This window comes from Streptomyces sp. NPDC045968, assembly GCF_056430475.1.
Map to the genome: position 1 here is coordinate 42328 of NZ_JBWKLF010000014.1, position 15162 is coordinate 57489.

General features: G+C 69.2%; 6 protein-coding genes. 3 read left to right on the forward strand and 3 right to left on the reverse strand.

Annotated features, from left to right (window positions below; genetic code table 11):
* Window positions 1-218 precede the first annotated feature (218 nt).
* On the forward strand, window positions 219-653 hold the full coding sequence (locus AC07FA_RS31400; RefSeq protein WP_479079723.1) for a VOC family protein: 435 nt from the start codon (window positions 219-221) through the stop codon (window positions 651-653).
* A 220-nt stretch (window positions 654-873) separates the two neighbouring features.
* On the opposite strand, the gene AC07FA_RS31405 is transcribed toward AC07FA_RS31400, so the two are convergent.
* Entirely contained in the window at window positions 874-1791 is a 918-nt protein-coding gene (locus AC07FA_RS31405) for an SMP-30/gluconolactonase/LRE family protein (protein WP_479079724.1), read from the reverse strand.
* A 123-nt stretch (window positions 1792-1914) separates the two neighbouring features.
* On the opposite strand from AC07FA_RS31405, the gene AC07FA_RS31410 reads away from it, so the two are divergent.
* Window positions 1915-2355, forward strand: coding sequence for an Lrp/AsnC family transcriptional regulator (locus AC07FA_RS31410; protein ID WP_479079725.1), 441 nt, complete (start codon window positions 1915-1917; stop codon window positions 2353-2355).
* Window positions 2356-2599: 244 nt separating this feature from the next.
* Here AC07FA_RS31410 and AC07FA_RS31415 read toward each other — a convergent pair whose 3' ends face one another.
* Both AC07FA_RS31415 and AC07FA_RS31420 read right to left on the reverse strand, forming a co-directional pair.
* Entirely contained in the window at window positions 2600-3316 is a 717-nt protein-coding gene (locus AC07FA_RS31415) for a hypothetical protein (RefSeq protein WP_479079726.1), read from the reverse strand.
* Between the two features lie 134 nt (window positions 3317-3450).
* Window positions 3451-10638: a ricin-type beta-trefoil lectin domain protein gene (locus tag AC07FA_RS31420; RefSeq protein WP_479079727.1), complete on the reverse strand. Its 7188-nt coding sequence runs from the start codon at window positions 10636-10638 to the stop codon at window positions 3451-3453.
* 478 nt (window positions 10639-11116) lie between these two features.
* Here AC07FA_RS31420 and AC07FA_RS31425 point away from each other — a divergent pair, with 478 nt between their 5' ends.
* On the forward strand, window positions 11117-14713 hold the full coding sequence (locus tag AC07FA_RS31425) for a DNRLRE domain-containing protein (RefSeq protein ID WP_479079728.1): 3597 nt from the start codon (window positions 11117-11119) through the stop codon (window positions 14711-14713).
* Window positions 14714-15162 lie beyond the last annotated feature (449 nt).

A 15162-nucleotide genomic window follows, 5' to 3' on the forward strand; every position in this document is an offset into this window, starting at 1 on the left:
TCGCCGATCAGCAGGGACGGCTCGGTGAACTCCCGCTCCACACCGATACGTTGCACAGTTCCCACGCGAGACGATCCACCGGATCGAAGGCCAGCGTGAGGGGAGAGCCCGCTCATGGGTCACGACCCGATACGCGCCCTGTCAGGTCCGCCCCGCCTCAGCAGCCATGCGGATCTCCTGGGAAATGAGCAACAGAGTCGCCCTGGTACGGTGCGCCAATGTCGACGATCAAGCAGTTCCAAGTCACCTTCGACTGCGCAGAGCCTGAGCGTGTGGCTCGTTTTTGGTGCGAGGTGTTGGGGTACGTCATACCTCCGCCACCGGAGGGATTCGCCACTTGGGACGATTTCAACCGTGCGCAGCCCCCTGAGCAGCAGGGTTCATGGGCTGTCTGCAAGGACCCTTCAGGTGCGGGCCCGCGCATGTACTTCCAGCGCGTTCCTGAAGGGAAGGCCGCCAAGAATCGATTGCATCTCGACGTACGGGCCGGCACCGGACTCGTGGGGGAAGAGCGCCTGGCCACGCTTGAGGCCGAATGCGCACGACTGGTCGCGCTCGGCGCAGTACATGTGCGAACGCTTGTCGCCGATGAAGAGAACGAGTCCTGCATCGTGATGCAGGACGTCGAGGGCAACGAGTTCTGTCTCGACTGAGCATCCTCCGTGTCGGCGAGGCGGGGAGATGTCTCCCTCAGCGTCAGCCTCAACCAAATCCAGCGTCCCCACACCCGGGTTGACCCGAGAACGGGCCGTCCAGGCCCGGAAGTTCTCCAGCGTGTAGCCGGCCGACAACCGCTCGGCCCCCGACGCGTTCCCGCAAGGGGGCCTTCGATCAGCTGCTCCGTGCGGTGGCCGTCGGGGAAGCGGCGGGGGCTCAGGCCATCATCGGCGCGGCCTTGACCCCCATGACCAGCGAATAGAGCGTGTCGTTCGCCGTAATGAAGAGGCGGTTCCTTCTCAGGCCGCCAAAGCGGATGTTGGAGACCTTGTTGGGCACCAGGATGCGGCCGAGCAGGGTCCCGTCCGGGGCGTAGCAGTGCACACCGTCGTCCATGGCCGCAGCCCAGAGGTGGCCCCGGTCGTCGAAGCGGATGTTGTCGAAGCGGCCCTCCTTGGTCCCTTCGGCGAAGATCCTGCCCGCCGAGAGGGTGCCGTCTTCGTGCACGTCGAAGACCCGGATGCGGTTGGCCCGGCTGTCGGACACGTACAGCTCACGCTCGTCGGCCGAGAAGACCAGGCCGTTCGGCCCGCTGAATCCATCGGCCACAATCCGGACCTCGGCGGTGTCCGGGTCGATCCGGTAGACGTTGGTGGCGCCGATCTCGGGCTCGCCGCGCACGCCCTCGTAGTCGCTGGTGAGCCCGAAGTCCGGGTCGGAGAACCAGATCGAGCCGTCGGACTTGACGGCCGCGTCATTCGGGCTGTTGAGCCGCTTGCCCAGGTAGCGGTCAGCGAGCACGGTGACCGAACCGTCGTGCTCGGTCCGGGTGACCCGGCGATTGCCCTGCTCACACGTGATCAGACGGCCCTCGCGGTCCAGGGTGTTGCCGTTGGGGTGCCCGGCGGGCGAGCGGAAGAGGCTGACCGTGCCGGTGGTCTCGTCCCAGCGCAGCATCCGGTCGTTCGGGATGTCGCTCCAGATCAGCTGGCGCCAGGCCGGTATGTACAGCGGCCCCTCCGCCCAGCGGGAGCCCACGTGGAGCGTCTCGAGTTGCAGATCACCCGCGGCGCACTTCTCCGTGCGGAACCTGTCGTCGAGCACTTCGTACAGCGCGGGGCGGCCGGTGGCCATGTCCGTTCTCCTTCAGTCGTTCCGCGTGCCAACTGCTGAACATCATCCTACTGATGATGAGTATTGCAGGATGCCGTATGGTCGAGCACGTCTTTATGTGGAACTGGTTTGGAGGAGAGCATCGTGGACGATGTGGACCGGAAGCTGCTCAAACTGCTGCAGGAGGACGCCACACAGGCGTACGCCGCCCTGGGCAAAGCGGTCGGACTCTCCGCGGGCGCGGCCCATGAGCGCGTCCGCAAGCTCCGCGAATCGGGGGTGATCCGCCGTACGACGGTCGAGGTGGACCCCGCCACAGTCGGCGGCGGGGTCCTGGCCTTCGTCATGGTCGACTCGTCCGCCTGGATGGGTGACTCCGCCGAGGACTTCGCCGCAATTCCCGAGTTGCAGGAGGCCCACATCATCGCGGGCAGCGCATCGGTCCTGGTGAAGGTCAGGACTGGGACAACCGAACAACTGCAGGACGTACTAAGGCGGTTGTACGACATCGAGGGTGTCAGCGGCACGCAGGCCACAGTGGCCCTGGAGACGTTCTTCGAGAGGCCGGTGTCGACGGGAGCCTGATGCGCCCATGAGGTCGAGCGAGTGCGTTGGTCCGGCGCCTGGTGCAGCGGAACGGTGTGTGACGGTGCGCAGGGGCGCGGAGGCCGCCACCATGGGAGAACGTCTCGCGACCAGGTGCGGCCGAGGCCGCCACGCCCACGGCCGCACGATTGCGCCGGTCAGATTTCCCCGAGGCCCTGTCCGCGTGGCCGACTGGTCCCGATCACCGGGGAGCGATTCCCGCCATGCGTACGGGTTTCGCTGCTCACGAGTGGTAGAGCACCCGCACGACCATCACGTCGGCGGGCAGGCTGTCCAGGTAGGCGTTGAACATCCGCGCGTATTCGGGGCCGCCGCCCTCCACCCACCGTCCGTCGAGGGTGAGCAGAGCGGGAGTGGGCAGCACGGTGGTCACGTGGCGGTCCACGTAGGTTTCCAGGTCCTCGTCGAAGTGGAGGGCGGGGTCGGAGGTGAACCGCTCCTCCAGGACGGGGTCTGCCTCGATGGCCTGGATCAGGGGCTGTTCACGGAAGGCGGCGACGGCCGCCTCTCCGGCGTGTTCGGGTTCCAGGGTCCTTGCCCGCTCGGCGAAGTGGTGGAAGGGCAGCGCGGGCGGATAGCGGTCGGCGAAGGCGTGGTACGCCGTCCAGGTACCGGCTGCCCGGCGGGCCTCGGCGGCGCGGGGCGTGTCGAGGTCGAGGATGCCGCGCGGGCCGCCGTGGCAGCGGGAGGGCGGCAGGTCCTCGGGAGGTTCGGTCCAGTCGTCATACCGCACGAGCCGGGGGTCGTCCTCGTGGCCGGGCAGCACGTCGAAGAGACAGCCCGCCCCTGAGACGAACCAGTAGCTCCACTCCCCCACCCAGTCCGGGTGGGGGCGGTCCTCACGGTCGTACCAGAAGGGCGCCATGGCTTGCCCGATCGCCTGCTTCAGCAGGTCGGGGCCGGCAGGCGGCAGACAGACAGTGATGCGCTGTTTGCCCATGGTGTCTCCTCGTGTGGTGCGGTCGTGCGGGGTGCGGTTGTGCGTGGTGCGGTTGTGCGGTGCGCGGTCGTGCAGTGCACGACCGCGCAGCGTGCATGGTGCGGTGCGCGGCCCACCTTGGCAGGCCGCGCCTGTCAGGCTGTCGGCGGGGGCCCGCAGGAGACCACGACGTCGTCGCAGCCGCGTTCCAGTGTCTTCCAGCCCTCCCAGATGAAGGCCAGGTCGCCGAGGATGCCGGCACCGTTCATCATTTTGCCGCCGAGGCCGCCGCCGCGCTTGCCGCCGCCTGCCTTGTCGCTGCCGCGGCCGCCGGTCTTGCCGGTTCCTGGGGCGTCTCCGCCCCGGAATCCGCCCGACGCGTGGGTGTCGAACATCGTGGACCCCGGCTTCCCGTCACCCGCGAAGATCACTCGCACGTTGGCGTTGCCGACGAACTTGTCCGCGACGGCCTGGGCCTGCTCCATGCTGTTGGCGACGAAGACGACCTTCTGGCTCTGTTTCTTCCCCTCGGGGTCGAGCTTGTTGTTGATGGTCTTCTCGATGTCACTCGTGGTCTTCGCGTCGGCGCCCCGGGTGGATTCGTTGGCGTCCCAGGTCTCCACGTCGACAACCTTGCCGTTCTTCCAGGTGACCTTGATGAAGTCGGCGGTCGTGCCGGCCGCCCGGTGGTTGCCGTTCGCGTCGTGGACCAGACCCTTCTTGGGGATGACCCCCTGGTCGTCCTGCCAGATGTACTCGCTGCCGTTGCCCGTCTTCGGGTCGTAGAGCTGCAGCGAGGAGCGCAGGTCGTCGTTCATGTACGTGATGGCGACGCGCTCCGACTGGATCTTCCCCGGATCGCCTTCCTGGTGGGGCACGCCCCGGTCGTCATAGAAGACGCGGTAGGTCTTGTTGTTCTTGACGACCTTCCCCACCGTGTGTGCCTTGGCCGGCTTCACCTTGTCGTTCTTGGCGCTGACGATGCGTCCGCCGCTGCAGACTGCGATGCCTTCCCAGCACTCGATGGGCTGGAGCCCGTCGGGGTCGCTCTTGGTGATTGGGTTGTTGTTGGCGTACGCGTATCCGTTGATCTGGAGCGGGTCGGCGAAGTCGACCACGGGGTCGGCGGAGAGGAAGCGTCCGCTGGACTGGTCGTACTCGCGGGCGCCGATGTGGGTGAGCCCGGAGTAGGTGTCGTCGATGCCGGTGCCGAGATAGCTGCGGGCGTTGGGCCAGCTCTCGGGCCGGGTGCCTCGCACCTCGCCGTACGGCTTGAAGGAGCGGCGGGTGACGGGCTGGCCGGTGCTCTGCTCCACAGAGGTGGTGGCCGTGCCGACGGTGTCGTTGAGCAGCACGCTCAGGACGTGGCCTGAGCCGCCGTACTTGCTGACGCGGACGACGGAGGGGGCCCCGGGGTGCTGGTAGATCCGGCTGGCCTTGATCAGGTTGCCCGCGGGGTCCGTGGTGACCTCGGTCTCGCCCAGGAACAGGGTGGTGCCGGCCGCGGACTTCTGCAGGATGCGGTTGCCGCCCGCGTCGTAGACGTACGTGGTGCGGTCGGCGAGCGCCCACTGCTGGGCGGCGCCGGTGGCACACGTGAGGACCTGGAGGTCGGTGCCGTTGGTGTCGGAGCCGCCGGGCACGGCCAGGCACTTGCCGGTCGCGGCGTGCACGAACGCCTTGTCGGAGGTGCGCAGGGTGAACTTCTGCGCTGTGCTGCCGTTGCAGACGGCGAGCTGGACGAGGGCGCCGTTGACGGTGGCGCACTTGCCGCGGATGCGCAGGATGTCGCCGGTGGTCTGCCACGCCTGTGCGGTGGTGCTGTTGCAGCTGTTGAGCTGGAGCGGCGTGCCGTCGGTCAGGACGTTGCTCTGGAGGTCGACGCACTTCCCGCCGAGGCCGGTGATCGGCCCGGCGCCGTCGCCCGTGCCGGTGACCGAGGCGACCTTGTTCTCGGCGTTCCAGTCCAGGGTCTGGTCGCCGCCGGCGAGGTGACGCTCGGTGGTGTTGCCGGTGGCGTCGTTGACGTAGGTGGGGTCGGTGCCGGTGGGCCGGTCGACCTTGGTGAGCAGGTGGGGCTGGGTCAGGGTGGGGGCGCTTGTGCCGTCGCCCGCCACGGTCTTGCCGTAGCTGTAGGTGGTGCGGACGTCCAGGGCCGCGTTGGCCGGGTCGTGCTCGGTGAGGGACGCCCTGTTGCCGACGGCGTCGAAGGTGAACGACTGGTAGTAGGAGCCGGCGGCGGTGGCGACCGACCCGGTGGCGGGTGCCGCGGCGTCGAGGGACGCCTGCATCGCGGTGTCGGGCGCGGCGGCGTTGGGCGCCTCGGCGGTCGGTCCCGCGCTGCTCTGGCCGTCACTGCGGTAGCCCCAGGCGGTGCCGGAGGCGGACTTGCAGCCGGTGGCGGCGGTCACGGCGAGGCCGGAGGTCCAGGCGTGGACCAGCTCACCGAGGTAGTCGTAGGTGAAGCACTGGTTGTCCCAGGTGGACGTGGTGCCGTCGGTCTGCTTGCGGGCCGCCGAGGTGAGGTTGCCCGCGCGGTCCCAGGAGAAATAGGAGTCGGAGATACGGTGCGAGGACGCGGTCTCGCGGTCCCAGACGGTCCGCTGGAGGCGTCCGGTCTCCTGGTCGATGAAGTTGGTGGTCCAGACCCGGTAGGGCTGGGGTCCGCTGACGGTCCGCAGGGGTTCGCCGTACGCGGAGTAGGTGACGTCCGAGGTGTACCAGCTCAGGCCGGAGGTGGACTCGGCGAGACCGTCCTCGTTGTAGCGGGTGATGACCTTCTCGGCGGCCAGGCCGCCGATCGCGGGCACGCTGACGGAGAGCTGCTTGCCGCCCTCGGTGTAGGCGTAGCGGTAGGTGTAGGTGCCGGCGAGCTTGGGCCCGGCCTGGGACGGAACGACGATCTCGCGGGTGGTCGGACGGTACTTGTCGTCGTAGGCGGTGATCCGGTCGATCCAGTCAGCGCCGCTCTCGTGCCGGGTGGAACTCGCGGCCTTGCCCAGCGCACCCGGCAGGTCGTACGTGAAGGACTTGACCGGGTCGGCGGTCGCCGAGCCCTGACGGACCTTCAGGACCCGGCCGATCGCGTCGTACTCGGTGTACGTGGTGCGCCGGCGCGAGTCGGTGGCGCTGGCCTGCCGCCCGAGCGCGTCGTAAGTGAACGAGGCGCTGCCGATGTCGGGGTCGGTGGCGGAGGCCAGCAGACCGCGGGCGTTGTAGGTGTACGTCCAGAGGTTGTCCGCATGGTCCTTGATCTGGGTGCGGTTGCCACGGGCGTCGAAGGAGTAGCTGGTCGTGCGCCACTCGTCCTGGGTGCGGTTGGTGGAGTGGTCGACGCGGGTGATCCGGCCGCGTGCGTCGGAGTAGGCGCGTACGGCGGGGGCGGCGCCGCCTGCCGGGCGGGAGATGGTCCAGTTGTCGCCGTACTCGACGGTGCCGGAGTAGACGGAGCTGCCGCTGTGCACCGTGGTCTTGCGCACGGGGCGGCCGAGACCGTCGTAAGTGTTGCGCACCAGGTTGGGCACCATGGTGTCGCTGACGCGCTTGAACTGGCCGCTCTCCGGCTCGCCCTTGGCGAGGTAGGCACCGGTCTGCTCGGAGACGAGTCCGTGGTCGTCGTAGCGCGTGTCCTGGACGATACGGCCGGGGCCGTGGGCCTCGTCCTGGGTCTGCACGGGGCGCATCAGGCCGTCGTAGACGGTCACCTGGCGGCTGTAGTTGCCGTTGTCCTTGAGCGAGCGGACGGTGACGGCGGTGGGCCGGGTGACGCTTGGGGTCGCCGTCGCCATCTGGTAGTCGATGAGGACGTCGGGCGTCGCGGCGTCGGCCGACCAGCCCTTCACCAGACGGCCGAACGCGTCGTACTCCATGCGTGAGACGTGCCCGTTGACGTCGGTCACCGACAGGGCGAGGCCGCGGCCGGGGTCGAGGGCGGTGGTGGAAGCGTGCCCCTTCTGGTTGATCTTCTTGATCGCGGTGACGGGGCCGCCGGTGTCGGCGGGGGTGTACTGGGTCTCCGAGACGCCCTTGAGCGGGTCGGTGATCTTCCGCACCCGGCCCAGCGGGTCGAAGGTGCTGGTGGACACGATCGAGTAAGCGGTGCCGTCGTCGTTGAGCGTCGCCGTGGTGGTGGCGAGGCCCTTGGTGGGCGCCGCTCCCCAGGCTCCGCCGTCGTAGCTGGTGCGGACCGCGCTCATCACCTGCGTCGCCGGGTCGGCGGTGGCGTGGTCGGCGCAGGAGGTGGAGGTGGAGCGGATCTCCTTGGGCAGGCCGACGAGGTTGGCGTCCTCGTTGACCACGTAGAGCGTCTTGGCGCAGGACTGGTCGCTGAGGGTCTCGCCGCCGGTGCCGTTGGGCTTGACCACGGCGGATTCGATCTGCTGCGGCAGTCCGTAGGTGTCGTCGACGACGGTGGTGGTGCGCACGCCCTGCCAACTGCTTCCGAGCGTCTGCAGGGTGTCGCTGCGCTGGAAACCGCTGCGGTACGCGATCAGTGGCGCGAGCCCGCCGCCGCGTTCACGGGAGGCGGTCTGCTTGGCCCAGGGCCGGTTCAGGACCCGGCTGGTGACCTTGCCGCCGGTCCCGGTGTACGTGATGGTCTCGGCGGTCATGCCCGCATAGGGGGCGATGTCGTCGGCGACCAGGGTCACGTTGCCGGTGGAGTCCTTGACCGGACCGCCGGTGCCGCGGAAGTAGCGGGTGACCGCGTAGGACTGGGTCTGGGGGCGGCCGGGGGCGGGCGAGATCTTGTTGCCCTTCGACATGGCCACCTGCTGGTAGCCGCGCCACTCGCTGTAGGTGCGCAGGGCGGGCTTGCTGAACTCGTCGTCGCTCTTGCCCCAGGCGGCGCCCGAGTAGTCGTACCGCGTCGACATACGGGCTGAGACGCCGGTGATCCGGTCGGTCTCGGTCACGGTGTGGACGACGTACTTGTTGAACCAGGCCAACGCGGGCTTCTCGGCCTCGGCGTCGGGCGACCAGTGGACGGGGAAGCAGGTGCCGTGGTTGTCCTCGGGCGCCACGCTTGGCTGCACACGGCAGCCGCCCTTGTACGTGATCTCGATGTCGGCGCCGTGTTCGGTGGCGACGGCGCCGATGCGCGGCCGGGTGAAGCCGGGGCGCGGGTCGGAGGAGTTGCGCGGCACCAGGTTGGGGAGTTGCTTGTCCTTGAGATAGGTGGTGAGGGGGTGCGCGGAGCCGGTGCCGACGACGTAGGGCTGGAAGCTGACGCCGGACTTGGTGAGCAGGGTGCCGCTGGTGTCACCGGGGCGGAAGCCGTAGTGCTGGATGGAGTTGAGCCACAGGCCGGGCGAGGTGTCGTACCAGTCGCGCGGGAAGGAGTGGTTGAGCAGATAGGTGTCGACCTTGGACAGGCCCGCAACGCCGGGGCGCTGCGCGTAGGTGGTGATGCCGCCGAGGCGCAGCCGGTTCCAGAAGGAGGGGAAGGCGGGGCACTGCTTGGAGTCGCTCTTGCAGTTGAGGTTGCCGGGACTGTCCCACCAGGGGCGGTATGAGGCGGGGTTCTTGGTGTCGTCGAACTTCGCCGATTCACAGACTGTGGAGTCCTGGAGGCAGCGCTGCCAGAGCAGGAAGTCGATCTTCGCGGCCGGGGTGGCGCCGAGGGCACCCTCGCGCAGCCCGTATTCGATGGAGTCGGGCAGACCGCCGCGTATGTACTTCTCGGGCGTCTTGAACTTCTTGTTGACGGCGTAGTAGTTCGTCGACTGGTGCCAGTTGACGACCATGACGTTGCCGTTGACGTCGGCGACCTTGTCCAGGCCCCAGTGCCATGCCTGCTGCTTGGCGGTGTCGCCCTGGCAGCGTGAGTCGGCGAAGGCGGTCGCGTGACAGGGTTCACCCGGGTGGTTACCGAAGACGGGGACGGTGAAGACGGAGTGGGTGTCCTCGTGGCCGCCGCCGATCTTGCTCAGGCCGTAGGTGTAGACGGTGCCGTCCCGCTTGGTGACGACCCAGTACTCGCCGTTGTTGTCGCCGTTGGTGGCACCGGTCTTGAGCTCGACGCGGGTGCCGTCGTCGTTCTGCGGGCGGTAGCGGTCGGTTTCACCGATGCGGACGAGTTCCGTCGTGGCGCCGCCGAGCGACATCACAGCGTTGTAGGAGACCCAGCACAGGTCGGAGGTCTTGGCCTTCTTGGCGGCGTTGTTGGCCGCGCCCGCCGCTGTCTCGTCGCGGTCGTCCTTGCAGGTGCGGTACCGGCGCTCGATGTAGCCGGGGTTGTAGTCCCAGCCCTCACCGATCCACGACGCCTGCGGCGACGAGGTGGATGTCTTCGCGTCCACGCTCTGTGAGTTGTAGTCGAAGGAGATCTCCGGCGCGGGGCCCGCGGGCGTGGGCGGGACCTCGACGGGATACGACCAGGTGAAGGCGCCGGACGAGCCGCCTGCCGACCACTTGCCGTTGGATTCGAGGGGCGTCGCCTTGAAGGAGCCGCTCTCCCCCGCGCCGGAGTCGACCGCGCCGATCACGGCACTGTCACCGCCGGCCGCCACCTGCCGGGCGCCGGTGCGGTAGGCGGCCTGGACGGTCCCGGACGCCGGCGGCTCCTGGGCCCCTGGGGACGCCGAAGAATCCGGGGCTGTGGCTGCCGAGGCGGGCGTCACCGTGCCGTCGGCCGCGGGGTCGACGGTCGCGGTGAGGGTCTTGGCGCTGGTGTCGTTGAGGGTCTCCAGCTCTTCGTAGGCCCGGCACTCCTCGACGTCGGGCGTCGTGCGGTAGCACTCGGGGAACTGCACGAAGGTGAGCCGGGAGGCCCAGTCGGCGCCGTAGAGGTTCTGGTACGCCTTGTAGTCGAGCTGCACCGAAACGGGCACCGAGCCGGTTGCGGGGGCGGTGACCGTGACGAGCGCGCCGTCGATGCCCTCGGCCTCGGGGGCGGTGCGCGGGGAGACGCCGACCTCCCAGGTGCCGGTGGGCAGGGCGGCGCCGACGGCCTGGCCCAGCTTCACGGGCAGGGTGCCGACGGGTTCGAGGGCGGCGGAGGCGGCGGTGCGGACGGCAGCCTGCTGGGCGCCCGCGGCGCCGAAGGTGACCGAACCGGTACCGCCCGTGGGCGGGGTGATGGTGCCGGCCGGTGCCTGTTCCTGGTCGGCGGGCGGGGCGGCCTCGATGCTGTCGAGCCCGGCGTTGTGCGTGCTGCCGGCGATCCGTTGCTCGACCGGGATCTCCTCCAACGACACGTCGTCGCGGGCTACTTCGGCCGACTCGGGATTCGGCGGCTGGGCAACCGCCGTGAACGGCAGCAGCCCCACGAGCAGAGCCGCGCCGACGACGGGCACCACAGCGGAGCGCAGGCGCGTACGGCGAGCGGACAGGAAAACAGGCACGGACGAGGTCCCCCCGGGCGACAGAAGGCCGCACCCGGACAGTGCGCGGGTGCGGCCAGCGAACGGCCTGATTCTGTGGGTCACTTGTGAAGAAACACCAGGTGAGCCGTGACCATGTGATCATCGTCACTGGCTCAAACCGGTCGGCCATGTCGCCAGTTACGGCAAAGGATCACTCATGCCGCCGATCATGCTCCATAAACATCTGCGGCACTTTTGGGACCTGCCACCCCAGTTCCGCCCCAACCTTCCCAAATTCCTTCTCCACGTGTCGCGTTGTGTCCTGGTTTAGCGCCTGGTCGCCCGTTGGAGGCGCAGGTCGGGGGCGTTTCCGTGTCCCGGACGGCGCGGGACTCCGCACGCCGTCCGGCGTCGTCCGCGCCATGACGCCAGGTGACGACCCCCGGTAGCTGAGCCATGATCTGTCGGCTGTTGTCGCAGCTTTCACAGCTGTTTCACAGGGGGAAAGGGAACTCTCATGCCGAGCCGATGGCGCCGATGGCGCCGCTCGCCCGCGCGCCGGCCCGTCGCGGCCGTCGCCGCCGCCGTCATCGCTGCGTCCGGCCTCACGGTCGTGGCGCTCAACGGCCCCGACCAGGAGGCTCAGCCGCGCCGCCCGGCCGCCCGCCCGGCGGCGCCACTGGCGGAGACCGACGCCGCCGCCCGCGCCAAGAAGACCGGCAGGGCCGTCGAGGCGACCGCGCTGCGGACCGCGTACGCGACGACCTGGGCACGCCCCGACGGAATGCTCCAGCGCCGGATCCACGCGAGCCCGATCCGGGCCGAGGTGGACGGGGTCTGGAAGGCCATCGATACGGACCTGCGCCGGGTGGAAGGTGGCTGGGCGCCCAAGGCGACCAACGTGGGCATGGTCTTCTCGGACGGTGCGGGCAAGCCGTCGGGAGGCAAGGAGGCCAAGCACTCTTCGGACTCCGGCGCCGGTCCGGGCGAGCGGGGCGCCGAGCGCGCCGACCGCTCCGCTCAGCGCCAGGTCTCCGTGCTCGGCGGCATTGCCACCACCAGGCATGCCACCACCAGGCATGCCATCACCAACACCGCTGCCGTCGCGAACCCGCTGGTGACGCTCACGGTGGACGGCCACGACATCGTGCTGACGTGGCCGGACGCGGTGCCCACCCCCATCGTCGACGGGCCGCGCGCCCTGTACCCGGAGATCCTGCCCGGCGCTGACCTCGTGCTGACGGCGGCCGACGGCGGGTTCGCACAGCTCCTCGTCGTCAAGAACCGTCAGGCCGCGGCCGACCCGCGCGTGGCACGCCTGGCGTACGGCCTCAGCTCCCCCGACCTGAACTTCGCGCTCGACCCGGTTACCGGCATCGTCTCGGCCACCGACACCAGCGGCGCCGACGTGGCGGAGGCGCCGACCCCGCTGATGTGGGACAGCGCCGGCACCCCGGCCCTCACCGACAGCCAGGCCGGCACCAGCGCCTCACCGACCGCGTCCGAGGTCATCCCCTCCGAGTCGGCCGTCACCGGCACCCCGGAGGAGGAGCCGTCCGAGTCGCCCGAGCCGACCGACGAGATGGCCGACACCGACCAGGAGGACCCCACCCCGGAGGCGCTGCCCGAGGCGACGGACGAGGCCGCCGATCCGTCGGTCATCGCCGAGATGGAGGGCACCTCACCGCCCGTACCGCCGGAGCCGAGCCCGCTGCCCTCCCAGACCGGTGCCGCCGCCACGCTCTCGCTGTCCGGCGTCAACGGCCCGCAGCCCGATTCGCACGGCTCGCTCGTGGACGTCGACCTGGACGCCGGCACCTGGGTGTTCAGCCCGGACCAGGTGTTCCTCGACGACCCGACCACCGTGTACCCCGTCTTCGTCGACCCGTCGATCAAGAAGCACACCAACGACTGGACGACCGCATACAGCCGCCACCCCACCGCCACCTTCTACAACGGCAAGAACTTCAACCGGGGCGGCACCGACGAAGCCCGCGTCGGCTTCGAGTCGGACACCTGGGGCACCTCGCGGTCCTTCTTCAGCATCGACTGGGACCCGGACCTCAAGGGGTCCACGGTGCACAGCGCCAAGCTGCGCGCCCTGGAGACGTACTCCTGGTCGTGCAGCGCCCGCAGCATGACCGTCCATCTCACCGGGACGATCAGTTCGAAGACGAACTGGAAGAACGCCCCGTCGATGAACAGCGGCAACAAGATCGGCGGAGGCAGCTTCGCGCACGGCTGGAAGTCCAGCTCGTGCCCGGACGAGTACGTCGTCTTCGACGTCAAGAGCAGCGCCAAGAAGGCCGTCGCGGGCGGCTGGAAGACGATGACGATCGGCATGCGCGCCTCCGACGAGAACTCCCAGTACTCGTGGAAGAAGTTCCAGGCCAACGGCGGCAGCGACCCGTACGTCGACCTCTCGTACAACCGGCCGCCCGCCACCCCGAGCAGCCTCGACCTGGACCCGGACCTGAGTTGTGACACCACATCGCCGTACATCAACGTCGGGGCGTCGTCGCTGACCTTCTGGGGCAACAGCTCCGACAAGGACGGCAACCTCGCCTCCGTGAACTTCGAGCTGTGGCCGACGGGCGGCAGCGCGAGCAACCTGCTCGGCAGCAAGGGCAAGGTGTCGGTCGGCAGCCAGAACAGCTCGGCGCGTGTGCACACCGATCCGTTCTCGACGGGCAGCACCGGTCTGAAGCTGGTCAACGGCACGACGTACTCGTGGCGTGCCAAGTCCGTCGACAAGTTCGGCGCCACCTCCCCCTACTCCCACAGCAAGATCCCGTGCCGTTTCGTGTACGACACCTCGAAGCCGTCGCCCCCGCTCGCGTCTTCCACGCAGTTCCCCGACGCCGACGCCGCCGACAACGGTTTCGCGAACGAATCCGAGGACTCGAAGTGGTCCACGGTCACCTTCGGCACCGCGGGCACCTTCACCTTCCGGGCCCGGCAGACCGACGTGGTCCGCTTCGAGTACGGCTTCAACCAGGCGTCGTACCCCTTCTCCGTCAACCGCGCCAACGGTGCCGCGACCACCACGACGACGCCCGTATCGACCGTGAAACCACCGCTCGCCGGGCCCAACGTGCTCTACGTACGTGCGGTGGACGACGCGGGGAACGTGTCGCAGCCACTCAAGTACTTCTTCTACGTGACCCCGAGGGACAAGGCCGACGCGCCGGGGGACTTCACCGGTGACCGGCGGCCCGACCTGATGGTGGTCGACGGCAACGGCAATCTGCGCCTCTACCCGTCCGAGTCCACGACGGACCTGGCCAAGGGCACCGGTGACCTCGACTACTCCATGTCGGGCGCCTACCGGGGCAACCCCGCCAAGGACCCCAACGGCGACGACGGCCTTCCCGCCTACGCCGCCGCCCCCTCCGGGTACTGGAAGAACACCCTGATCACCCACCTCGGTGACTTCTACGGCGGTGACGGGCTCCAGGATCTCGTGGCTGTCCGCGAGAACGCGCTGTGGGTCTATCCGGGCGACGGCTACGGCGCTGTCAACATCGACAAGCGCCAGCGGGTGCTGCTGCCGTCGAACGCGCCCGCCCCCTCCACGATCACCCAGATCGTGGCGGCCGGGGACGCCACAGGGGACGGGAAGACCGACTTCTTCCTCACCGTCGGCGACGCGATCTGGACCTTCACCGGCTACAACGGCGCCAGCGTCGAGCAGGCCGTCCAGCTGTCCAGCTCGCCGTGGACCGAGCGCGACATCGTCACCGTCCAGGACGTCACCGGCGACGGGATCACCGACCTGATCTACCGCACGGACGTCTCCAGCCGGCTCCTGCTGCGCACCGGCAAGCCGGCCGCGTCCGGGGGCGGGGTGGACCTCAACTCCCTCGCGGCGGCCGTCAACTCCGCGAACGGGGTGGACGACGAGTACGGGGCTTCGGGCTGGGGCAGCACCAACATCCGCTTCCTGTTCGGCACACCCGACTCCAACGGCGACAACATCCCGGACATCTGGACGGTCCGCACCGACGGCGCGGTCCGCTTCTACCCCGGCTCCCGTACCACCCTGAGCGGGTCCGGCACGGAGATCGTGAGCAACAGCGGAGGGGGCTGGGTCAACAAGAAGGCCATCGGCTGAGCCCACGCTTGAAGGAGCCCGGCACAGAGAACGGCTCCGCACCCCCGCCCGGGTGCGGAGCCGCTGGGCTTTTGGTCAGTTCGCACGCCTGTGGGAGAGTACGGGCCCCTTACGTGGCCGTGTCGTGCGCCGGCTACTTCATGGCATTTCGGGCCGCTCGCCCCGTGCGTGAGTTCCCCGGGGGTGCGGTCGGCGCGGCGAGGTGGGGCCGCCGGTCTCCGGCGCTGCTCACACCGACCTGGTCCGGGACCTTGGCCGCATCATTTGTCTTTGCGCGCAACCCTGGGGCGTGGTCGAGCCCGACTACGGCGGCGATGGAGCACGGCACCCGGAATGGGCCGAGGGCGGCAGGGGAAAGCAGAGGGGGGCGACCGCGCTGGGCGGCCGCCCCCGATGACGGCCACGCACACGGGCGGCGGCGAGCGTACAGCCGGCGCCGACGGGCGTAC

What these genes read in the sequence shown, in the direction of transcription:
- AC07FA_RS31400 (WP_479079723.1), top strand. Translation starts at nt 219, where the DNA reads ATGTCGACGATCAAGCAGTTCCAAGTCACCTTCGACTGCGCAGAGCCT.
- AC07FA_RS31405 (WP_479079724.1), bottom strand. Translation starts at nt 1,791, where the DNA reads ATGGCCACCGGCCGCCCCGCGCTGTACGAAGTGCTCGACGACAGGTTC.
- AC07FA_RS31415 (WP_479079726.1), bottom strand. Translation starts at nt 3,316, where the DNA reads ATGGGCAAACAGCGCATCACTGTCTGTCTGCCGCCTGCCGGCCCCGAC.
- AC07FA_RS31425 (WP_479079728.1), top strand. Translation starts at nt 11,117, where the DNA reads ATGCCGAGCCGATGGCGCCGATGGCGCCGCTCGCCCGCGCGCCGGCCC.